At 37.3% G+C, this 22,675-nt stretch carries 17 protein-coding genes and 1 riboswitch; of the genes, 7 read left to right on the top strand and 10 right to left on the bottom strand.

What is annotated here, in order from left to right; genetic code table 11:
- Positions 1 to 195: 195 nt before the first annotated feature.
- On the top strand, positions 196 to 1,353 hold the full coding sequence (locus FH036_RS23485) for an acyltransferase (protein ID WP_139896293.1): 1,158 nt from the start codon (positions 196 to 198) through the stop codon (positions 1,351 to 1,353).
- A gap of 42 nt (positions 1,354 to 1,395) precedes the next feature.
- The gene (locus FH036_RS23480) at positions 1,396 to 1,776 is read left to right on the top strand and encodes a VOC family protein (protein WP_000609839.1); all 381 of its coding nucleotides are present in this window, start codon (positions 1,396 to 1,398) and stop codon (positions 1,774 to 1,776) included.
- Positions 1,777 to 1,829: 53 nt separating this feature from the next.
- On the opposite strand, the gene FH036_RS23475 is transcribed toward FH036_RS23480, so the two are convergent.
- From FH036_RS23475 to FH036_RS23455, 4 genes are all read right to left on the bottom strand, one after another.
- Positions 1,830 to 2,648 carry a class C sortase gene (locus FH036_RS23475; protein ID WP_139896292.1) on the bottom strand — a complete coding sequence of 273 codons (819 nt, stop codon included), beginning with the start codon at positions 2,646 to 2,648 and terminating at the stop codon, positions 1,830 to 1,832.
- A gap of 118 nt (positions 2,649 to 2,766) precedes the next feature.
- The gene (locus FH036_RS23470; RefSeq protein ID WP_139896291.1) at positions 2,767 to 4,470 is read right to left on the bottom strand and encodes a SpaH/EbpB family LPXTG-anchored major pilin; all 1,704 of its coding nucleotides are present in this window, start codon (positions 4,468 to 4,470) and stop codon (positions 2,767 to 2,769) included.
- 23 nt (positions 4,471 to 4,493) lie between these two features.
- The gene (locus FH036_RS23465) at positions 4,494 to 7,445 is read right to left on the bottom strand and encodes an isopeptide-forming domain-containing fimbrial protein (protein WP_138320722.1); all 2,952 of its coding nucleotides are present in this window, start codon (positions 7,443 to 7,445) and stop codon (positions 4,494 to 4,496) included.
- Positions 7,446 to 7,970: 525 nt separating this feature from the next.
- A complete protein-coding gene (locus FH036_RS23455; protein WP_044792010.1) occupies positions 7,971 to 9,971 on the bottom strand; it encodes a YhgE/Pip domain-containing protein in 2,001 nt (666 codons plus the stop codon).
- A gap of 135 nt (positions 9,972 to 10,106) precedes the next feature.
- On the opposite strand from FH036_RS23455, the gene FH036_RS23450 reads away from it, so the two are divergent.
- Entirely contained in the window at positions 10,107 to 10,991 is an 885-nt protein-coding gene (locus FH036_RS23450) for a LysR family transcriptional regulator (RefSeq protein ID WP_138320720.1), read from the top strand.
- A gap of 47 nt (positions 10,992 to 11,038) precedes the next feature.
- Here FH036_RS23450 and FH036_RS23445 read toward each other — a convergent pair whose 3' ends face one another.
- Both FH036_RS23445 and FH036_RS23440 read right to left on the bottom strand, forming a co-directional pair.
- Positions 11,039 to 12,124 carry a transcriptional regulator gene (locus tag FH036_RS23445; protein WP_139896290.1) on the bottom strand — a complete coding sequence of 362 codons (1,086 nt, stop codon included), beginning with the start codon at positions 12,122 to 12,124 and terminating at the stop codon, positions 11,039 to 11,041.
- A gap of 91 nt (positions 12,125 to 12,215) precedes the next feature.
- Complete coding sequence (locus tag FH036_RS23440) at positions 12,216 to 12,365, bottom strand: hypothetical protein (RefSeq protein ID WP_000283174.1); 150 nt, start codon at positions 12,363 to 12,365, stop codon at positions 12,216 to 12,218.
- A gap of 254 nt (positions 12,366 to 12,619) precedes the next feature.
- Here FH036_RS23440 and cydA point away from each other — a divergent pair, with 254 nt between their 5' ends.
- The 3 genes from cydA (at position 12,620) to FH036_RS23425 (ending at position 16,721) form a co-directional block, all read left to right on the top strand.
- Positions 12,620 to 13,975: a cytochrome ubiquinol oxidase subunit I gene (gene cydA, locus FH036_RS23435; protein WP_000381959.1), complete on the top strand. Its 1,356-nt coding sequence runs from the start codon at positions 12,620 to 12,622 to the stop codon at positions 13,973 to 13,975.
- Positions 13,968 to 14,993, top strand: a complete 1,026-nt coding sequence (locus tag FH036_RS23430) for a cytochrome d ubiquinol oxidase subunit II (protein WP_000544181.1) — start codon at positions 13,968 to 13,970, stop codon at positions 14,991 to 14,993. The genes cydA and FH036_RS23430 overlap by 8 nt, the downstream gene beginning before the upstream one ends.
- Positions 14,994 to 15,362: 369 nt before the next feature.
- Positions 15,363 to 16,721 (top strand): arsenic transporter, encoded by a 1,359-nt coding sequence (locus FH036_RS23425; protein ID WP_000021134.1) that lies wholly within the window; start codon positions 15,363 to 15,365, stop codon positions 16,719 to 16,721.
- Positions 16,722 to 16,976: 255 nt separating this feature from the next.
- Here FH036_RS23425 and thiC read toward each other — a convergent pair whose 3' ends face one another.
- Complete coding sequence (thiC, locus tag FH036_RS23420; RefSeq protein ID WP_139896289.1) at positions 16,977 to 18,737, bottom strand: phosphomethylpyrimidine synthase ThiC; 1,761 nt, start codon at positions 18,735 to 18,737, stop codon at positions 16,977 to 16,979.
- Between the two features lie 111 nt (positions 18,738 to 18,848).
- Positions 18,849 to 18,964: riboswitch (TPP riboswitch) on the bottom strand.
- A 71-nt stretch (positions 18,965 to 19,035) separates the two neighbouring features.
- The gene (gene lldP / locus FH036_RS23415) at positions 19,036 to 20,703 is read right to left on the bottom strand and encodes an L-lactate permease (RefSeq protein ID WP_139896288.1); all 1,668 of its coding nucleotides are present in this window, start codon (positions 20,701 to 20,703) and stop codon (positions 19,036 to 19,038) included.
- Positions 20,704 to 21,001: 298 nt separating this feature from the next.
- Between lldP and FH036_RS23410 the strand changes: the two genes are divergently transcribed.
- Positions 21,002 to 21,319, top strand: coding sequence for a magnetosome magnetite crystal formation protein family (locus FH036_RS23410; RefSeq protein ID WP_001014102.1), 318 nt, complete (start codon positions 21,002 to 21,004; stop codon positions 21,317 to 21,319).
- 51 nt (positions 21,320 to 21,370) lie between these two features.
- Here FH036_RS23410 and FH036_RS23405 read toward each other — a convergent pair whose 3' ends face one another.
- Both FH036_RS23405 and FH036_RS23400 read right to left on the bottom strand, forming a co-directional pair.
- The gene (locus tag FH036_RS23405; protein ID WP_001139083.1) at positions 21,371 to 21,862 is read right to left on the bottom strand and encodes a metal-binding protein; all 492 of its coding nucleotides are present in this window, start codon (positions 21,860 to 21,862) and stop codon (positions 21,371 to 21,373) included.
- Between the two features lie 50 nt (positions 21,863 to 21,912).
- Positions 21,913 to 22,278 carry a YkvA family protein gene (locus FH036_RS23400; RefSeq protein WP_000435501.1) on the bottom strand — a complete coding sequence of 122 codons (366 nt, stop codon included), beginning with the start codon at positions 22,276 to 22,278 and terminating at the stop codon, positions 21,913 to 21,915.
- Between the last annotated feature and the right edge of the window lie 397 nt (positions 22,279 to 22,675).

Genomic DNA, 22,675 nt, shown 5'->3' with positions numbered 1-22,675 from the left:
GGATAAACCTAGGGGGTACTTTGCCTTATTTTTTGCCTAAAAATGTTTACACATACTTTTATACATCATCGATATATCCGAAAAATCGTCGATATAATCTATTCCGCCACAAATTTGTTAAAATCTTCACAAATATTCCACACCCATTATCCATTCTCCGTACTATAATCATGTATGGAAAAGGAGATGGACCTAATGACTCAAAGCGCACCTGAATTTAAAGTTCTGCAAAGCATTGCATTTCTTGCTGTCGTTTTGCAAAGTTCCTTATTATATACAATGAATCAAGGAAATGTCTTACTTGAGCAATCCCTCATTATGGGCATGCTATTTAACCTTGCAAAATTTTCAGCACCTGCATTCATATTTATCGTGGGCTTCCACTTAATTCGTCACTATACAAAGCAATTAGTATACAAAGAATATATTTCTGAAAAAGCCGCACATTTACTCATTCCTTATCTCTTCTGGTCTATTCTTTACTTATTAACAACAAACGATATGATCACATTACAAGGCGGAATAAAAAGTTTATTACTCGGAACAGCCGCACCCCATCTTTGGTATGTGATTATGATGTTTCAAATTCACCTACTGTTCCCTTTGCTGTGCACACTATTTTATTGGTTTCAAAAACGAACAGAAAATAAAAAAGACATATATAAATATATGACCGTCTTTGCTTGCCTATATTTCCTCTTAATGTGGTATTCTTCACACTACATTTTTAATGGAGAGAAATTGACTAGCTCAACCATTTTACATTATACAGACCGTTCCTTCTTCTTCTACTCATTCTATTTCGTCATGGGAGGAATCGCTGCTGTCGCACTAAAAGCGTGGCGTACATTTGTCATAAAACATATCCCGCTTATCACAATATTATTTTTCATCTTATTTTTATTCATCAATTATGAGTTATTTAGTTTTTACGGAGCAAACTCTATTCATTTAACCGTTTCGACTTATTTAAAACCGTCTATGTTTTTATATATCGTATGCGAAATTATTATACTTTACGTGCTTTCTATTACAATCGTACAGAGACGCGGTTTCTTATATAAAGCTTTGCGATTTATCGGGAATTACACGTATGGTGCTTATTTAGCTCACTTTTTCTTCTTGCAACTATGTACAAAGTTTCTTTCTTTATTCACACTGCAAGAAAACACAATATTGTATAGCTTATTATTATTTACAATAACAGCCATAATCTCGATTTCAACAATGGTCATATGCAGTACACTACCATTTCATACATGGATTACAGGACCTTCTCCTAGGGCAAATATGAAATGGGCTAAGATTGTACTTCGAAAAAATCACGAAAAGGTATGCAAACCATATCTTTGATATAATAGAATTCCATACAAGAAAAGAAAGTAGGACACACCTATGATTAATCAAATTGGACAAATTATGTTATATGTAAATAATCAAGATGAAGCCATGCAATTTTGGACTGAGACAGTAGGATTCCAAATTATTGCGGAAGAAAATAATGGACAAGGTTTTCGCTGGATTGAAATTGCACCGTCAAAAGAAGCAGGAACAAGCATCGTCCTTCACGATAAAGAGTTAATTGCAAAGATGCAACCTGAATTAAACTTAGGTACTCCTTCACTTATGTTCTTCTCTAACAACTTAGATCAACTATATAAAGATCTTTCTGAGAAAAACGTTACCGTTGGACAAGTTGTAGATTTACCTACTGGTAGAGCCTTTAACTTTGCTGATAATGAAAACAATTACTTTGCGGTAATGGAACGCAAATAATAGGCCAAAAAATGGTTCTCCTTTCATACATATACATTGAAAGGAGAACCATTTTATATTTTCTCTATAGTTTTACGCTTCGTTCTTCTATATAAAGCAATTAGAAATGCACCTACAATGATAGCACCTGCTCCTATCATTCGTTTATCTACTCCAACAACTTCCTTAATCTCTTCTTTTTCCTTTTGATCATAAGGAACGCGGTGTCCTCGAACGAGCAACCTATGCGTGTTTACACCATATGGCGTACATGTAATGAGCGTCACATAATCTTGATTTTCAGCAACTGTTAAATCATCCGTTTCTTCTGGTAGCACTACTTTAATTTGATCTACCTTATATGCTAATACTTTATCTAAAGAATGAATGTAAAAAATATCCTCCTCTTTTAATTTATCTAAATCTGTAAATAGTACAGCAGATGGCAACCCCCTATGTCCAGTCAAAATAGAATGTGTTCCATCTCCCCCAACTGGTAAAGAAGAATTCTCTATATGACCGACCCCTCTATTTAAAACATCCTCAGACGTTCCATGATATATAGGAAGCTTTACATTAATTTTAGGAATTTCTACATAACCCATTACTTCTCCTACATTCAGCATATCTACATAAGAGCTAGAATTTCCACTTCCATCTGAGCTAAAAGGATCTGTAACGGTCTGTCGCTCCTTTTGTAGTTTCTCATTGTACTCTTTCGCTTCTTTTTCTTTACGTTTAATTTCTTCCCTTTGCAGCTCTTTCACCTTTTTGTCATATGTACTTACTTCAGAATAATGCGCTCTTGTCGCTAACCAATTACTCACCGTCGGGTATAAAAAAATACTAAGTCCTACTAAAAAGATGCATCCAAAAATAATATTACGTTTCATAATATACCCCTTTATTATGCATATGTAGTTCCATTTATCTCGCTATTTATCGGGCAGTAAATAACGAAAAGAGGAAGATGTTCTTTCTCCCTCTTTTCTCCCTATACTCGTACGCTTATTAAGCTTTTCTTCTTAAGAACATAAACGCTGCGCCCATTAATATAAGGCCAACTACTGTGAAAAGAATTGTCCCAATTCCACCTGTTGCAGGAAGAATCCAGCCACTCTTATTATTTTCTACAGTTAATTTCACCGTTTGGTTATCCTTATCAATCTTAACTTTAATTGGCTCTCTTAATTTTTGATAAGATTTCACTTCACCTTTATCGTTCTTATAAGTTGGTGCTTCAATTTCGACGATTTCATACTCACCGTAAGGAATTTCGCCCCAACGAATCATACCATCTTTATCAGATTCGCCAACTACATCTACACCATTTACTTTTACAATGTTTCCATCTTTATCTTGCAGCTTAAATTTCGCACCTTGTAATGCTTCTTTCGTTTCACCGTCGATTTTCTTCAATGTGATTCCACCTGATGTTACTACAACTGTTACCGGAGGCGTTGTCGTTTTATCATCTGGTTCTGGTGTTACTTTATCGCCAGTTTCATAGTCAATAGTCGCTTTATTCTCGATTTTGTCGCCGCCTTTAATATCTGCATTTACTTTCGCCCTAATTTGCAAATGTAGTTCTTTCTTACCTTTTAAAGCTTCAAAATTCTCTACAGTAACTGTCACTAACTGACCTGCTGGAGTCTTTTCACCTAATGTTACCTTTACTACATCAGAAGATACTTTTTCACCATCAATTGTAACAACTGGCGTACCGATAATTGTTAATCTCGGATCAACATTATCTGTTATTACGTATTTCTTGTACGTATGAATATCACCTGGTAATGTAGTTTTAATGTCATATGCGAATTCTTCACCTACGTTAATTGGTAAGCTATTTGAATTTCCATTAATCTTCTTATCAATTGTCGGTTTTTTATAGTTTGTAATTTTATCTAGTTTTACAATTTCCCCATAGCCTGCTTGACCACCTTTCGGGAATGCACCTGATTTTTCAACTTTGAATTCATACTTTTTAGGATCTAAAACATATCCTTCTAGCGCTTTTGACTCTTTGAAGTAATATTCACCATACAATAAGCCATCTACACGGATTTTACCTTCCGCATCTGTCTTTAAACCCTTTAATTCTTTTCCTGCTTTATCTACCACTACTTTGTCAGTCCCTTTATGATATAGCGTGAACTCTACATCCTTTAATGGCTTGCCTGCATCGTCTACTTTCGTTAATTCTACTGCTCCACGCTTGATTTCATTTTTCGGGTAAATATGAACATCATAGTTTAACTTTTTACCTTCTTTATCAGTCATTGGAATGTCAATTGTATATGGCTCTGTATTTATATTTACGTTATCTGGACCACTAACTTCTTTCACTAAGTAACGGCCGATTGGAAGGTCCTTAAAAGTTACTGTACCATCTTCACCTGTTACGTCGCTAATAGGCGTTGCATTGTCAACTTTCTCAATAGCTTCTTTTACAATTTCTCCATTTCTTTCAATCACTTTAAAAGTTGCAATTTTTACAACTTCATACTTTACTCCTTTTATAGGTGTTGCCCCTTCAGGAACTTTCTGGCCAGGTTCACCAGTTCCTTCTTCACCTTTTTGCCCATCTTTTTCATGCGCATACTTGTGAATTGTTAAAGATCCCTTCGTTTTAACCTCGTTTGCTGCAAATGCACTTGGCAGCGTTGAAAACATTAATATAAATGCTAAAACCATACTAAATACCTTTTTCATACTCGTATTGCCCCCTTTATATTTTATAAATTACTGTCCCCTTTTCGGAAATAGAGAAGTAGCGTTAACACAATGAGTAATGTGCTAAATAAGTAAATGAGGTTTGTTCCAACTCCTCCTGTATTCGGAATGACCCATTCACTCTTGTTATTCTCTACTTTCAACTTTTGCAAAGGTGATGTAAGTTCTACATGAATTGATTCCTTCAAGATCATGTAACCTGTCGGTGCTTTTATTTCTTTCATTTCATATTTACCGAATACTAGCGGTTCAGAAATTGCTTTCCCGTTTTCATCGGTTATTAAAGTTCCAACTACCTTGCCATCTTTATCAATAATTTGAAACTCTGCATTTTTCAGTTTCAACGTATGATCCTTTGCATCTACTTTTTCAATTTCAATCTTCCCTGACGGAGGAGGTTCCACTGCTATTTCTACTGATGGTTTTTGTGGAGAAATATTATCTCCTTTTACCGTACCTACGTTCAGTATTTTTTTATCTTCATAACCATCTTTTATCTTCACTTGAAATACGATTGTATGCCATTCTGTATCTTGAATGTCTCCGAGTTTCCCTATTACTTTTCCAGCCTTATAATGACCAATGTCAGTATCTTCGGCATCCGTTACTATATTGCCATCCACCCGAATTGATCCTGGTACATATTCCACACCTTCTGGCAATTCGTCTTCTACTAAAGAATTTTTTATGATGCTATCTTTGACTGTATTACGAACCTTAATCGTATATTCAATCGTATCTTTTACTTCATACTTCTTACCTTGTTGTAAGTTCTTTACTTCTTTCACTGATTCTACTTTCGGATTCTTATAATCTACTTTCACTAGTTTTTCAGGTTCCTGCGGTGTAATTTTTTCTCCTGTTACCTTAGCTTTATTTATGATTTCTTTCCCTGCTTGGTCCGTTTTCACTTTCACATGGAACACGACTGTATGCCAATCTGTATCTCGAATGTCTCCGAGTTTCCCTATTACTTTTCCAGCCTTATAATGACCGCTGTCAGTATCTTCGGCATCTGTTACCACCTTGCCATCGACCCGAATTGTTCCTGGTACATATTCCACACCTTCTGGTAACGGATCCTCAATGATAGCGTTTTTTATCATGCTACTCGCCATGTTATTACGCATCTTTACTGTATATTCAATCGTATCTCCGGCTTCATATACGCTCTTACCTGACTGTAAATTCTTCGCTTCTTTGACCGTTTCTAACTTCGGATCTTTCGGTTCTATTACAATAGATTTCTCTGGTTCTTGCGGTGCAATATTCTCACCTGTTATTTTTCCTATGTTACGAATCGTCTTATCTAACTGATCCGATTTTACTTTCGCTTGGAAGGTGACCGTATGCCATCCTGTATCTGTAATATCACCTAAATTCCCAATCACTTTACCTATCGTATAGTGGCCGCTATCTTGATCTATAGCATCCGTCACCGCTTTTCCATCTACCTTAATCGTTCCTGGTACATAATCTACTCCGTTTGGTAATGGATCTTCTATTACAATCTTTTTCGCGATGCTATTCTCAATTTTGTTACGCATTTTAACTGTGTATTCAATTGTATCTCCGACCTCATACCTACTCTTACCTTGTACATTTTTCACTTCTTTAACCGACTCTATTTCAGGGTTTCTTGCAATAACCTCGTTTACAACTTCATTGGAGTTGGTATATTCTTTTGATCCCTTCAACAAGTTGCCATAATCTATTCTTGCCTTATTCGTAACTTGCTTTCCAATATAACTTGCTAAAGCCTTTACTTTAAATTGAACGGTAATTCCATTTGGATCTTCTTCCGTATTTTGGACGTCTCCTAATTTAACAGTAACTTTTTTATCTTTATAAAAGCCTGCGTCATTATCTTCTGCATCTGTTATAGCTGTTTCGGTTCCATTAGCTTGTACTTTTATAGAACCAGGTACATATTCTGTTCCTTCTGGAATCATGTCGGTGAACATTGTTTCACCGGCAACATCTCCCCCGTGATTTTTAACGTTCACTGTATACGCCAACTCATCTCCTGCATACACTTTTCCTTCTGGGCTTACAGATTTTGTTGCCGTAACACAAGGTTCAGTTCCTAGGAAAATATCATCTAGGAAATTCCCTACTGATAGAGCGTTTCCGTATGTTTTTACAGCCTCAAAACCAAATCGAGTTAACGTTTGTCCTGCGGGAACTGTATAAGTCCCGCTATAACGACCCCACGCTTTATTATCATCTTCCATCGTTTGAATAGTAGGTAAGGAGGTAAGATTCGCACTTGCTGATCCGATACGAACTCGCATCGTGTCTTTTCCCTCTCTTCCCCTATGAGCTAATCGCCAATAAATCGTTTGCCCTGGAGTCGTTTTCACATCTTGATATAACATTCCAGGTTCCCTTGCATTTAGTTCTGCAAATTGCTCTCCTTCTGCCGGAATTGGTGAAGGCAAAGGTATTCTATCTCTCGTTCTCCAAATCTCTATTACTTTATAACGATCTGTCGTTCTCCAGCCCTCTACTTTATCTTGATCAATAAAGTAGTCTTTCGTTACCTTTGGCTTTTCAAATCCACCATTTTTAAGTATCACTCTATTTTGCTGAACACATGTATTATCCACCAAACTTGCTGGTGCAACATCCTTTATCCAGGAAGATGTCCCCATTCGTTTCTCTTCAACCGCTACAGGAGCATCCTTCCCATAAGGTCGACCCGAATCAAAATCTTTAACAGTTTCTGGATTAGATTGCTCTTTTGCAGAACTTATTTCTATATCTTTTGGTTGTTCTGCTTTAGAATCTGCTTCTGTACCTTTCGATTGTTCTGTTACAGAATCTGTCTCCGCATGCATCGTCATGTTGTCAATAAAACTGATAGGTATATCCGCGAACACTAATAAAAGCATCAACAGTACTAAAAAGGATTTTTGTCTTCTTAGCTTCTTTTTTCGCCTCCATATGTTCATATACGATATCCCACTCCTCCCCAGACTTCTTGACTTATTACTACGGCATTTGCATTGTACTTTCCATTTCGAAAAGGAAAATGAATTTACATCATTAAGAGTGAGTATCGGTAATTTCCAAAGGAACGCTTCATCCTTATATGTATAAGAAAATTTACTGAATGATCATCCAGTAAAAAGTCCCAACAAACCAACATATAAACTATGTATGTCTCCTTTTCCTACCTTAAAAACATTTGGATACCTTTCCTATCATGTAAAACAATGCCAATTTTTAAATTGTACGTTCATTATATTTATTTCAAAAAAACTTTTCCATAATATTCTAACAATTGGCATACTCCAATTTTAGAATATTCAAAATACTTAAAGCGCACATATATAGAAAAACAAATTAATTAATCTCACCATACATCTCTTCTCTTATATAGGAACTGATGTATAAAAAAATAAAACAATGTGCTTTTTGCTACAAGAAAAGTAAAAAGAAGCCATCCAAAAAAAATCGGATAACTTCTTTTTATTTTAAGAAACTTTTTCTACATTCGTTTCCCTATGTTGTATATGGCTCGTAATCCAAGCAATTCCACCAGCAACAACGAGATAGCATAACAATATTAAAATTTGCATTTGTAATTGCGACCAATCTCCTAAAGAAATCACATCTTGCAATCCTCTAAGAGAATGGGACATTGGGAGAAATTGTCCAATCTTGCTAAGAACAGCTATATTTAATTCTCCTGGGAAAGTCCCACCGCTCGTCGCTAATTGCAAGACGAGAAGCGTTACCGCTAAGAACTTTCCAACAAGACCAAATACCGTTACTAACATAAGAATAAACGTCATGAACGTAAAGGAAATAACGATACTTGATAAAACAAAGAGTGGCACACTTGCAACTTCTAATTTCATAACTCCTAGCACAACCACATCCACAAGTAGTGCTTGAATAAGTCCAATTACATATACTAACCCTAATTTATTAATAAAATGTACCGTTCCGCTTACTTTCATATTTTGTCTACGGCCAAGCGGTAAAATATTTGATGCCATAATTCCGCCAACATAAAATGCAAGCGATAAGAAATATGGTGCAATACCTGAACCGTAATTAGGCACGTCAGAAACTGTTGACTTCACTAATTGAACTGGCTCTGAGAACATCGTATTGCGTGCATCATCATTGCGAACATCCGCTATCTTCTCTGCGCCCTCTCCTAATTTCGTAGAAAGTTCTTTCGCACCATCGTCAAGTTTAACAAGTCCGTTCGTTAACTGATCAGCACCATGATTCAGCTCTGTTCCCCCGCTCGCAAGTTGATTTACACCTTCTTGTAATGATGTAAATCCAGTTCCCCATTTCGTAAATCCACTAGCTAAATTTGTAGCACCATCTGCTATCTTTTTCGTTCCAGCAGTAGCTTCATTTAACTTAACTCCGAATGTATTCATACCTTCTTCAACCTTATGCTGACCATCTGCAAGCTTCTGTGCACCTTGTGTCAATTGTTTCTGACTATTATTTAAAATGTTTGTTGCTTGAGCTAATCCATTAGAAGTAGCGATAATCTTTTGAAAAGCAGGGTCTTGCTGCACCTCTGGATGACTTTTCACGTACTCTTCTAATTGTTGTTTTACACTATTTGCTGCATTGTCCGCTTTCACTTGCCCTTCAGCAAGTTTCTCACTTCCGTTCACCCATTCATTTGTACCAGCACTTAATTCACTAACCCCTGATTGTAAAGTTTTTTCACCTTGTGCTAGTAACTCCATACCGGTATGAAGTGAGGTTGCTCCTTGACTGAGCTCATTGGCTCCGCCAGTTAGAGCTGATTGGCTAGAAGCAAGTTTTTCACTTCCCTCTTTCATTTTTGATGTCCCGTCACTTAAACGATGAATACCATCTGCAAGCTGATTTGCCCCATTTTTTGCATCTGTCGTTCCTTCATGTAACTTTCCAGCACCATCACTTGCATCACGCAACCCTTGTGCTAAGTCTTGAAACTTTGAAAAGACACCTTCTGTATAAGATTTCGTAATACTATTTGAAATTTTTGTTTTCATATTTTCAACAGCTGTCGTTCCAATTTGCGCTGCTACAAAGTTTTTACCCGGATTTACTTTGTACTGCAATTGTGCTGGTTCTGGTTTCTCATTCATAAGTGTACTTATCTTTTTAGAGAAATCGGCTGGAATCGTAACAACCATATAGTACTTATCTTCTTTTAGCCCTTCCTCAGCATTTTTTTCTGATACAAAATGAAAAGCCAGTTCCTTATTCTCTTTTAAATTTTTTACAAAATCGTCTCCTGCATGAATTGTTTTCTCATCCATTGCAGCACCTTTATCTAAATTTACAATCGCAACAGGTAATTTATCTAATTTTCCGTATGGATCCCAATATCCAGCTAAAAAGAACCCTGAATAAATTAAAGGAACGATTAACAAAAAAATTAAAGCGATACGCCCATGTTTATGGTGCCACATCGCTTTCCAATCTTTAAATACAAGTTGAATTCCTTTCATGAAACATACTCCTTCTCCGAATTTCACACCATTAGAATGGTTTAACAGATTTACTATACACGTCCATTTCCATACTGTATAATACATCTTTAATTATCAATCCATTCCTTTTGGTCTATAGAAAGGAGAATCAAAATGGAACTTCTTCAACTAAAATACTTTCAAACAGTTGCACGATTAGAGCATATGACAAAAGCCGCTGAAGAATTGCATATCGCACAGCCTTCGCTCAGCAAAACAATCGCTAGACTAGAAAAAGACTTAGGCGTCCCGTTATTTGACCGCCAAGGTCGACAAATTACATTAAACTCTTTCGGGAAAGTATTTTTAAAACGAGTAGAGCGCATTTTTCATGAATTAAGTGAAGGCGAACGAGAAATTAAAGATTTAGCTGACTTACAACAAAGCTCTATTACACTGGCCGTTTCTATTCCAAGAATATTACCAGAACTACTCGGTTCTTTTTTACTAGAACATCCTAACGTTCGATTCCAACAATTTCTCGCATCTACTCCTTCTATGAAACGACAACTAGATAATATAGAAATTGACTTTTGCATTTCTTCTGTGCCAATTGAAGGCGAAGAGATTATTTGGGAACCACTTATTACAGAAGAAATTTTCTTAGTCGTCCCTTCAGGGCACCGTTTATCAGAACGTGAAAGTGTATATTTGCATGAAGTAAAAGACGAACCGTTCATTAGTATGAACACTGGTTACGGATTTCGGCACTTAACAGATGAATTTTGTAAAGAAGCTGGCTTCACTCCACATATTGCTTTTGAAGTAGATGAACCAACCGTGATTAGCGACCTGATTAAGCAAGGCCTCGGCATCGCCTTTGTCCCAAGTTTAACTTTATTAAAAAACTCTACTTTAGCATTAAATAAGTTACGTATTATTGAACCAAATTGTGAGCGAACGATTGGGTTAAGCTGGTCAAAAAAACGTTACTTATCGAAAACTGCTCAGAAATTCCGTGAATTCGTAATTGATTACTTCTCCAATATTAGGTCTTAAAATGATATCAAACAATAAAAGATGCCATCCCCATAGGGTGGCACCTTTTATTGTTCACTCTTCTCTAATTCTATTTCAGCTAAAAGCGGCAAAACATTATCAAAAATATGCGTATTGTTATTTTCGCCTGTTACATATCCACCGTAATATCTACTAAATACGTTGTCATTTCGGAAGGTGGCCATATGATCATATAATTCCTTTGCAAACTTTGTATCACCTGTTTGTAGTACGTACAAAATCGTGAGTCCATAAGCGGCTGGCGATTCATAATTCACAGTTTGTTTTCCCGTTTCTAAATTGTAACGACCGTATAGCTTTCCATCCTCCTGGAATTTCTTCTTTATAAATTCCAAATAAGCATCTGATGAAAGGCCACCTAAACTACGATGATATGCAACGTATGATTGGTCAATAAGATTCACTTCTTTGTCGTACGTAAATGTACCATCCTCTTTATACTCTTTCGGGAATGCCCATCCATGCCTTGGGTAATCCGCTAAAAATTGAACGACTTCCTCATATTGCTGAGCAGAAACTTTTCCATACTTTTTCATATAGAAGAATGCATGCGGATTTATATATGACGTTGTTGCAAAATCATTTTGTTTCCTTGCATCTGCATCATAATAATCAACATAATAATTACCTTTCTTATTATAACGAATTACAGCATCACTCAATTGATCTGCCAAGTTTTTATAGCGCTCTTCCTTGTACATTGCATAAGCGCGATATAACTGTTCTATAATACGAAGATCATCAATAAGTGCATTTGTAGCTGACTGCATTTCTCCCTTTTCAGAGATTTTCCATAAAACAATTTGGTTCTTATGTACAAAGTTATTTTGAATAACCTTAACTTGTTCATCGAATAACGCTTGATCGTCTTTATCGAGTGTATATTGCAGCCATAGTCCTGCTGATTCCGATAAAGCTTCACGGCCTTTCGCTTCACCAGTACCTGCTTTTGTATCCTCTAAACGATATGTAGCAAGCGTCCCATTTTCATTCACCATATGTCTTAAAATAAAATGTTCCGTACGGTTTCCTTGCAAAGCTGACCAAAATACAATTCCACCTAAAGCGATTAAAAGAATAACGCCAATCACTATATATATACGTTTCCGCAAACTTTTCACCTCCCTAGTAAGGCTATCCTTAATTTTACCAGAACATACGTAAATGTAAAAAAGACAATCTATTAGATTGTCTCCCGTTCCTCTATGACTCACAAGCCTCTTTAGAAGGTCTATATAGCGATTCCACGAGTCGATCATACTCCCGACGCGTAATCTCTTTATTATACAGCTTCAATAATAAATCTCTATGCTCTTTTGAAAATGCCATCTTTTTAATGACTTCAGGATACATAAAACATCCTCTCCATTTCACATAAACTTCTTCACTCCGAAAACAGAACTTATGTTCGCATAAAAGATTATAAAATATTCCTTACTAAAAAACAAACAAAACATTATTAAACATTAAATTCTTTCTATTTATAATATTCAAACATAATATTATCATATCCACTTTTTAAATACATATATATTTTTGGAAGTTTTTTTGAATAAATCTTCCAATTCAATCAGAAAATAATGGCAAAAAAGAAGAGGAGTTTACATATGGATACGGTAACATTAGCAAGAGCATTTTTCGGTTCTTCACTAGCATTCCACATTATCTTCGCAACACTTGGCGTGGGACTTTCATTAATGATTTTTATAAGTGAAATACTCTATCACTGGAAGAAAGATTCCGACTACGCCATTATGGCAAAAAGATGGACAAAGGCCTTTGCCATCCTTCTTGGTGTAGCAATTCCAACTGGAACAATCGTTGGTGTGCAAATCTCACTGCTTTGGCCTGGTTTTGCCAAAATTGTTGGGCAGGTTATTTCTGTGCCCTTTCAAATTGAGATTTTCGCCTTCTTTTTAGAGGCTTTGTTCATGTCCATTTATGTATATGCAGCTGACAAACTACCTCCATTCATGAGATTAATCTCGCTATTCTTCGTCATGATTGGTGCCACGGCATCCGCCGTGCTTATTACATCGGCAAATACATGGATGAATACACCCGCGGGCTTTTCAATGGGACCAGATGGATCAGTTTTTAACGTTGATCCGTGGAAAGCTTTCTTTAATCCGAGTTTTGGCACGAGCGCATTCCACGTTGTGATTACAGCCTACGCAACTGGAGCTGCCGTCATTGCCTCTATCGCCGGATTTAAATTATTAAAGAAGAATGTAAGTGAACGTGAAGTGGCATATCATAAAAAAGGACTACTGTTAGGACTCGTCGTGACATTTATTACAGGCGCTACGATGTGGCTTTCGGGACACGAATCGGCAATTGCTTTACATAAGCATTCCCCTGAAAAACTGGCATCTGCTGAAGCTTTATTTGAAACGACATCACATGCACCGTTATCAATTGGCGGCGTTGTAGATCCTAACACACTTGAACTAAACTATGCACTAGAAATTCCGAACATGCTTAGCCTACTAGTAGGACTAGACCCTAACACTGTCGTAAAAGGACTAAAGGAATTTCCACAAGAAACATGGCCACCATTTTACACGCATACACTGTTCAATTTAATGGTTGGCACTGCTGCCTTTACCTTTGCAGTTGCAGCAATTGCCCTCTTATATTGGTACTTTGTTTACCGAAAAAAAGAAACAGAGCTACCGAAGTGGCTTCTTTGGGGAGCTGCCGCATGTGGACCAGTTATGATGCTCGGCATTGAATTTGGGTGGATTTTCAGCTGTAGCGGTCGTCAGCCATGGACCATTTACGGTATGCAACGTACAGTCGACGCTTCTACACGCGCTGATTTTGTCGGTCCTTTATTTATTCTATTCATCATTTTATATATTGGACTCGGTATTTTAACAGTTTTTGTACTACGGACATTCTTTAAGAAACATCCGCTTACAAATGATTTACATCACGAAGGAGGCGATTCTCGTGCATGAGGAAAGTATTGCAATCATCATCTTATGGGCTCTTATTTTCGTATACAGTATATTAGGTTCCATCGATTTTGGAGCAGGTTTTTGGGGCATGGTATACGCAAAACATCCAACGCTAGCTGCCAAGCTTGCCAACCGATACTTATCACCGACTTGGGAAGTAACAAATACATTTCTCGTCTTTGTCGTTGTCGCTTTTCTTGGCTTCTTTCCGAAAGCCGCTTTTACCCTAGCAACGGTAATGTTCGTACCCGTTATGTTAATTCTAGTACTCGTGGCAATTCGCAGTACATTTATGGTATTTGCTTATTCCCTGCCGAAGTACCAACACCTTCTTCGTATTATTTCAGGTATTACAGGACTCTTAATTCCAGCCCTATTAATTACCGTTTTACCTGTTACAGAAGGTGCCTATATTACAATGTCTGAAGGAAAAGAAGTACTCCTATATGGAAAACTTCTTTCTAGTCCTGTTATTTATTGTTATATGCTCTTCGGACTAACTTCGGAACTATTTCTTTCCTCTCTCTTTCTTGCTGATTTTGCGAGAGAACAAGGTTCAGAAGATGCATATAGAATTTATAGAAGAAACGCGATTATCCTTGGTCCTGCAACACTCGTTACGGCGATTATTGCCCTCGTTGTAATGGATCCGGAAACACACTGGCTTATGCAAGGGCTAATAAAGCAATTCACATGGTTTACAGTTTCTATCGTTTTATTCATTATCGGATACTCTTCTCTTTGGTGGACAAACAAGAAGTATGACACACTAGGATACCCTCGCATTGCCGTTTTAGCAGTCGTCGCTCAATATGCATTTGCAAGTTATGCTTACGGCGTTGCGCATTTACCGTATATTATTTATCCTGATGTAACTGTATTTACAAGCTTTACAACGGTCGAAACATTCTATGCATTGCTTATTCTATATGCAATTGGGATTGCAATTTTATTACCAGGATTTATTTTCTTCTGGAATTTATTCTTGAAGGATCGAACTTTTTTGAAAGAAAAATAATATTGTAGGGCCTGTTCCAAAAGGTATTTTGGGATGGGCTCCTTTTATCATATTTTGTCGATAAGTCGATATAATTTAAAAATCGCTAATATATTTTGAGTTGCGCCGATATATTTCAATAATCGCTGATATATATCCATAATCACCTATATAAATTTTATTTACTATCTTACTGCCCCATTAATTTCTAGACTCCTCTCACAATAGTTATTTCACTAAGAGAGATACTTGTCCCATAACTTGAAAAACACATATTCATTGCACTCCGTTATACGTCTAGTTCTTCTTATTTTTTGCTGAATATACTACCAATACAAACCTTAAGACAAGCTACATTACTTTAAGGAAAAGTAGAAAGGTAGGTAAAATATGAGCATTGAAATATGGATTACTATTATTGTATTCTTCTTAACAATGATTGTTATCTTTTGGCGACCTCGTGGTTTAAATGAGGCGTGGCCGGCAGCAATTGGCGCTGGCATTATCCTGATTACTGGACTTGTATCAAAACCAGACGTCATGGACATTATTAGTAAAATTGGCGGTGCCTCCATAACGATATTAGCGACCATCGTTATGGCAGTTATATTAGAAAGCTTCGGCTTCTTCCACTGGTCTGCGGCGAAACTTGCAAACTTAGCAAAAGGTTCCGGTCGCCGTTTATACTGGTATATTCAATTATTATGTTTCCTTATGACTCTTTTATTTAATAACGACGGTAGTATTTTAATTACAACTCCAATTTTAATTCTTCTCCTAAAAAATCTTCAATTAAAACCGCATCAACAAATCCCTTATTTATTAAGCGGTGCTTTAATCGCTACTGCATCTAGTGCACCCATTGGTGTAAGTAATATCGTAAACTTAATCGCATTAAATATCGTGAATATGACTCTTTATATGCATACTGCTATGATGTTTGTACCTGCAACATTAGGACTATTGTTTATGTCATGGCTTATGTATACGGTTTTGAAGAAAAAACTTCCGAAAAAATTGCCTGTTTCTTCATATGATATTGAAGAAATATTCTTCACGAAAAACTTTCATCCGTTAAAAGGAAAAAATTCAGTTGATACGAAACAAAAACGGACAAGGTTCATGCTAAAAGTATTAGGCTTCGTCTTCCTTATGCGCTGTCTTCTATTCGTTGCATCCTTCTTATCCATCCCAATCGAGATTGTTGCCGTACTCGGTTCACTCGTTCTTCTCATTTGGAGATGGTACTACTTACGAACGAACCCTGTCGACATTTTGAAAAAGACACCTTGGCACATTTTGATTTTTGCTTTCTCTATGTATGTCATTATTTACGGGCTCCACAACGCAGGGTTAACAGCAGCGCTTGTCCAATGGCTTGAACCAGTTGTAAGTCAACATCTGCTTTATGCTAGCTTTGCAATGGGTGGACTCGTTTCTCTCCTCTCCAATGTCTTCAATAATCACCCTGCACTTATGATTGGTACCATTACGTTAACAGAAATGGGATTAGATCCAGTCACATTAAAAACTATCTATCTCGCAAATATCATCGGTAGTGACATCGGTTCACTATTATTACCAATCGGTACGCTAGCTTCTCTCATTTGGATGTATATCCTGAAACAAAACAAAATTAAAGTAAAATGGAAAGACTATTTAAGTGTATCCCTTATCGTTATTCCACTCACAACAGTCGTTACATTATTCCTCTTATTCTACTGGGTACATCTCTTCTTCGCCTTATAAAGTGAAACTTTAATCAGTGGGGGTTTTGTTCATCCCCCACTGATTATTAGCCCTAACCAATCGGGCTTTTACGGGCAGTTGCCCCCCACCTAACTTCTTTGCTTCCGCTGAATTTTGAGGTGGGGGTCTTACTGCCCGACAAATAGCGGGATAAACAACAGAAGCCCGCTTTGCTACCGTCTTAGCAAAGCGGGCTTCTTCTATATTTAAATTAGGTACTACAGTGTGATCAATCAAGTAAAGAGGTGTAACGTGTTATTGATATAAATGACTACCTGTTTCTTTAAATTCTTTCGCTTTTTCTTTCATTCCTTTTTCAATTGCTTCTGTCGTTTCTAAATCATTTTCTTTTGCATATTCCCGAATATCATGTGAAATTCTCATACTACAAAACTTCGGTCCACACATGGAACAGAAATGAGCCGTTTTCGCACCTTCTGCTGGCAACGTTTCATCGTGATACTCCATCGCGCGTTCAGGATCTAAAGATAAATTAAATTGATCGCGCCAACGGAATTCAAAACGAGCTTTTGAAAGTGCATCATCACGCTGATGAGCCGTTTTATGCCCTTTCGCCAGATCAGCTGCATGCGCAGCGATTTTGTACGTAATAACACCTTCGCGTACATCATCTTTATTCGGTAAACCTAAATGTTCTTTCGGCGTTACATAACAAAGCATCGCTGTTCCAAACCAGCCAATCATCGCAGCTCCAATTGCCGATGTAATATGGTCATAACCTGGTGCAATATCTGTCGTTAAAGGCCCAAGTGTATAGAATGGTGCGCCCTGGCAAATATCAAGCTCTTTCTCCATATTTTCTTTAATTAAATGCATCGGTACATGCCCAGGCCCTTCAATCATAACTTGCACATCATGTTTCCAAGCAATCTTCGTTAATTCACCAAGTGTTTCAAGCTCAGAGAACTGCGCTTCGTCATTTGCATCTGCAATCGAACCTGGACGTAATCCATCTCCAAGAGAGAACGAAACATCGTACTGCTTCATAATTTCACAAATCTCTTCAAAATGAGTGTATAGGAAATTTTCTTTATGATGGAATAAACACCACTGTGCCATAATCGAACCACCGCGTGAAACGATACCTGTCGTACGTTTCGCCGTAATTGGAATATAACGAAGTAATACACCAGCGTGAATCGTAAAGTAATCTACGCCTTGCTCCGCTTGCTCAATTAACGTATCACGATACACTTCCCACGTTAAATCTTCTGCAATTCCGTTTACTTTTTCCAGTGCTTGATAAATCGGTACAGTTCCGACTGGTACAGGCGCATTACGAATAATCCACTCGCGCGTCGTATGAATATTTTTACCTGTAGATAAATCCATAATCGTATCCGCACCCCAGCGAGTAGCCCACGTCATCTTCTCTACTTCTTCTGCAATAGAAGAAGATACAGCAGAGTTTCCGATATTCGCATTAACCTTCACATGGAAATTACGTCCAATAATCATCGGTTCTGCTTCAGGATGGTTAATATTCGCTGGTAAAATAGCGCGCCCTTCCGCGATTTCCTTACGAACAAACTCTGGCTCTACTCCTTCACGAATCGCAACATATTCCATCTCAGACGTAATGATGCCATTACGTGCATAATGCATTTGCGTAACATTTGCACCTTGCTTCGCTCTAAGCGGTTTACGATCCATTTGCGGGAAAACAGGTGTATGTTTCGAAGCCACTTTCACACCGTCATCCTCTGGTTTCACTTCGCGCCCTTCGTATGCTTCTACATCTCCGCGCTCTAGAATCCAAGAATGGCGCGGCGTGGGAATCCCCTTTTCCAGCTCCACTTTATACGCAGGATCTGTATAAGGTCCACTCGTATCATATACACGAATTGGCGGATTTGGAACGCCGTTTGTATCGCTTTGTTCAATCTCACGCATCGGCACTTTCATACCTTCTCGTGGTCCATCCACATACACTTTCTTGCTTCCTGGTAAACTCGATTTCAATTCAATTTGCTCAGCTGAAACAGTCTGTTTCATAACCTTTGTTGCCCCCCTGTACGTGACAAGGACGAGATATGGCCAGCGTATGCCAAAATAAAAAGAGCCAGGTCCATAAAAAATAAGGACCTGGCTCATAAAGACATCATTATGTAAAGCCGTTAACTTCCCTACGCTGGTACGAGCCAGATCAGGTCCAAAGGGTTAAGAAGTTCACGCGCTTCTCTCTCAGCCTACGCATACGTTAGGCACCCCTAGTTTATCACTGATTTAATTTTCAATACTTTCTCATCATACACGATAATCTGAAAAATGCAAAGTTTATTTCTTTTGCTCTTTATGGAATCATCCACGTTAAATAATATGCCTGTACATAAGTCATAATCCCCACAATTATTACGAAGAATAAACTATGCTTTACTGTAAAGCGGAATAAATCTGATTCTTTTCCAGCAAGTCCAACTGCTGCACAAGCAATTGCAATCGATTGCGGCGAAATCATTTTTCCTGTTACACCGCCCGTTGTATTTGCTGCAACGAGAAGTACTTCAGATACACCAACTTGCTGCGCTGTAATCGCTTGTAAATTCGAGAACAGTGCATTCGCTGACGTATCAGACCCTGTTAAGAATACCCCAATCCAGCCCAGGAATGGTGAGAAGAACGGGAATAGTCCGCCAGTTCCTGCAAGTGCTAACGCTAATGTAGAAGACAAGCCCGAATAGTTTGCAATAAATGCGAATCCTAGTACGAATCCGATCGATAGAATTGGCATTTTAAGTTCATTTAACGTTTCTTTAAATGTCGCTACTGCATCTTTTGCACTCATTTTCAAAATAAAGATAGAAATGATACAAGCAATTAAGATTGCTGTTCCTGTTGCTGATAATACATCAAACTTCAAAATTGCCTCGTAAGGCGTCGGTTTATTTACAATTGGTTCTGCTTTCATCACCAAATTGTGTAAGCCTGGAATTTCAAACTTAAACACGAGGCTCTCTAGTGCGCCACCTGGGGCAAATAACGCTTTAAAGAAACTTTGGCTCCAAATGACTACCATCACAGTTAAAATAATGAATGGAGACCATGCTTTTACGACTTTTCCTACCGTTAGTTTCGGCATAGATGTTGCTGTTGCTGTCGTTGTCGCAGCTACTTCACTGTTTGCTTGCCCGGACTGATAAATTTCTTTCGGCTGCCAAACTTTTAAGAATAGCGATAAACTCACTAAACTTACAAGTGCTGACGTAATATCCGGAAGTTCTGGTCCTAAGAATGTCGCTGTAATGAACTGCGTAATGGCAAACGAACTACCCGCTACAAGTAAAGCAGGCCATGTTTGTCTTACTCCTTTCAACCCGTCCATTAAAAATACGATAAAGAACGGAACAAATAATGATAAGAACGGTAATTGATGTCCAGCCATTTGTCCAATTTTATGTGGATCAATACCTGTTACTTGTCCAGCAACTGTAATCGGAATTCCCATCGCTCCAAAAGCGACTGGTGCTGTATTTGCAATTAAACAAAGACCCGCTGCATATAAAGGATTTAACCCAAGACCTGCAAGAAGTGCTGCCGTAATCGCTACTGGTGCACCAAATCCTGCTGCTCCTTCTAAAAATGCTCCGAATGAAAAACCGATTAAAATAACGAGTAAACGATGGTCATTCGTAATGGATAATACAGATGCACGAATCACATCGAATTGACCTGTTTTCACAGAAATTTTATATAAAAATACCGACATAATGATAATCCAAGCAATTGGCCATAATCCGTATAAGAAACCATATCCGGTCGCTGCCATCGCCATCGTGAACGGCATCTTATAAGCGAATAACGCCACTAAAATTGTCAGTACAACTGTAATAAATCCTGCCACATACCCCTTCATGCGGAAAACTGCTAAAGCTAAGAAAAAAAAGATAATCGGAATAAGTGCGACCGCTGCCGAAATCCAAATGTTTCCGAACGGATCATAAACTTGTGTCCATGTGTTCATTGTTCTCTCCCCCTAAAGAATCCCCTTTTAAATAGAATAACCTCATCAATAGACTATCAGGTCATCATACCTTTCAGCCTAAAAATAAAAAAACGTTTAAGAAAACGTTTTCAATAACTTTTCTTTTATACTGTACCATAACAATTTCCTTTTAAAAAGATTTTTTTGAAAATTTTATTATTTAACGAAAAAATCTTACAAAATCGTCACGTTCTTGTAATGTTCATCGATAGGAAGCTCGCCACATTTCCTGCATAATAAAGGTATAACAACGGATATTATTTATGAGGTGATATATATGAACGGAAACAAAATATTAGCAGCTTTATCATACTTTAGTGTATTATTTGCCCCTATCTTATTCCCGATTATTGTGTGGATTGTGGGAGATGCGGAAACGAAACCACATGCAAAACGTGCTCTATGGACACACATTATCCCAACGATTGCTTCATTTATTGGGGCCATTGTTTTAGGAATTATGGGTATCGGATCTGAACAGCCGGATGTAACATTCGGAATTGGATCAATCATCGTTTTATGCATCTGTGGAATCATTAGCTTATACTACTTTATTTGGAACATTGTAAAAGGGATTAAAGTATTAAAAGCTTAATTTTAAACAAACGTTTGATTAAAAAAAGACACTTGCAATTGCAAGTGTCTTTTATCTTCTGCGTTTCTTCTTTTTTCTCATCATTTTCTTACGACGCGTATTCACTTTATCCGCTATAATGTGAAGCGTGCTTGCCACAACAATTCCCATTACGAACGTTACAATTTCAACCTCATGTTCCTTCGCCATTTCTATTAAATTCCCGTCAAGCGCGATTACATTTAATAGGAATAAAAACGGAGAAAACACAATTAACATGTATGCAATACGAATCACATCACCAAGTATAATTGTGTGTGTAAAGAAGGAGCGATGCGGCATCACCTTCTTATACGGATACCAAAATATACGCAGGAATCCCCATTTATTATACGCATTACTATACGTATCTAAATCCGGTGTTAAAAATGTAGTACCTACTAAAAAGCCAATTGCAAAAGTTAATAAAAAATCAAAATTTGTTAGTCCATACGAAAAGAGCATAAACAAAACAACCGGAAGGGATATTAAGTTTATTTTCGTATGCGTTCTTCCTGATGGCATAATGCACTTCCTCGCTTACGTTCGCCCTGTCACCATGTGACAGTTCTTACCTATTGATCTAATTTCTGATCGATAAAGGATGTGTCTATATCCGAACCAAACCATTCTGCCAACTTCACTCGCGCCTTATCTTTTACAGCATCATCGACGTATAGCGACGCTTGTAATAATGCAGCCATTAACGCCCCTAAATCATCCGTATAACCAATTCCAGCAACGAAATCTGGAATCGCATCAATCGGTGCAATAAAATAAGCAAGTGCTCCAATTACAATAATTTTCACTCGTTTTGGAACATCTGGTTTCTGCAAAACGTAAAACAACAGTAAACTTGCATAAATAACTGACTGCCCTGCCTGCTTTGCGACATGTTTTACTTTCTTCCAAAATGCTTCAACTGAAAATTTTTGCTCCATGTAAAGGCCTCCCTATTTTTTAAAAGAAATAAGCTACAATATGTTTTCAGTAAAAGTTCATCAAAATTACACATAATCTATCAATGAACTTTCATTGTAACAAACAAACTCAAAAAGAACAAGTGTTCGTTAATTTTTACATACTTCCCTTCATATAATAGGTTTCTAGATAACCACTTACCCATTGTCATTTCTTATTTCTCAACAAGAAATTTTTCACTTTCACTTAACATTCTGCTCTACCTTTGTTATATTTTCTAGTTGACGGACATATAAACGAATGTTAAAGTTTTCTCTGGTAGTGACAAATCTCATACAAAAAATGTAAAATGTTATAGTGTTTCTCAGAAATGAATTTTGTTGTATAATACAGAAATGACGTTATGCTTATGAGTAA

This window comes from Bacillus sp. CD3-5, from assembly GCF_006349665.1.
Lineage (GTDB): Bacteria > Bacillota > Bacilli > Bacillales > Bacillaceae_G > Bacillus_A > Bacillus_A paranthracis.
Note: the sequence above shows the minus strand (reverse complement) of the source record. Positions and strands in the feature narration are given on the sequence as shown.

Coding starts and splice junctions, on each gene's coding strand:
- FH036_RS23440 (WP_000283174.1), bottom strand. CDS start 12,365: ATGTATCCTGAAGTCATTAAAAAGATGGCATTTTCAAAAGAGCATAGA.
- FH036_RS23405 (WP_001139083.1), bottom strand. CDS start 21,862: ATGCCATCAGGAAGAACGCATACGAAAATAAACTTAATATCCCTTCCG.
- FH036_RS23400 (WP_000435501.1), bottom strand. CDS start 22,278: ATGGAGCAAAAATTTTCAGTTGAAGCATTTTGGAAGAAAGTAAAACAT.
- FH036_RS23425 (WP_000021134.1), top strand. CDS start 15,363: ATGAGCATTGAAATATGGATTACTATTATTGTATTCTTCTTAACAATG.
- FH036_RS23465 (WP_138320722.1), bottom strand. CDS start 7,445: ATGAACATATGGAGGCGAAAAAAGAAGCTAAGAAGACAAAAATCCTTT.
- FH036_RS23410 (WP_001014102.1), top strand. CDS start 21,002: ATGAACGGAAACAAAATATTAGCAGCTTTATCATACTTTAGTGTATTA.
- thiC (WP_139896289.1), bottom strand. CDS start 18,737: ATGAAACAGACTGTTTCAGCTGAGCAAATTGAATTGAAATCGAGTTTA.
- FH036_RS23470 (WP_139896291.1), bottom strand. CDS start 4,470: ATGAAAAAGGTATTTAGTATGGTTTTAGCATTTATATTAATGTTTTCA.
- lldP (WP_139896288.1), bottom strand. CDS start 20,703: ATGAACACATGGACACAAGTTTATGATCCGTTCGGAAACATTTGGATT.
- FH036_RS23485 (WP_139896293.1), top strand. CDS start 196: ATGACTCAAAGCGCACCTGAATTTAAAGTTCTGCAAAGCATTGCATTT.
- FH036_RS23480 (WP_000609839.1), top strand. CDS start 1,396: ATGATTAATCAAATTGGACAAATTATGTTATATGTAAATAATCAAGAT.
- FH036_RS23475 (WP_139896292.1), bottom strand. CDS start 2,648: ATGAAACGTAATATTATTTTTGGATGCATCTTTTTAGTAGGACTTAGT.
- FH036_RS23455 (WP_044792010.1), bottom strand. CDS start 9,971: ATGAAAGGAATTCAACTTGTATTTAAAGATTGGAAAGCGATGTGGCAC.
- FH036_RS23450 (WP_138320720.1), top strand. CDS start 10,107: ATGGAACTTCTTCAACTAAAATACTTTCAAACAGTTGCACGATTAGAG.
- cydA (WP_000381959.1), top strand. CDS start 12,620: ATGGATACGGTAACATTAGCAAGAGCATTTTTCGGTTCTTCACTAGCA.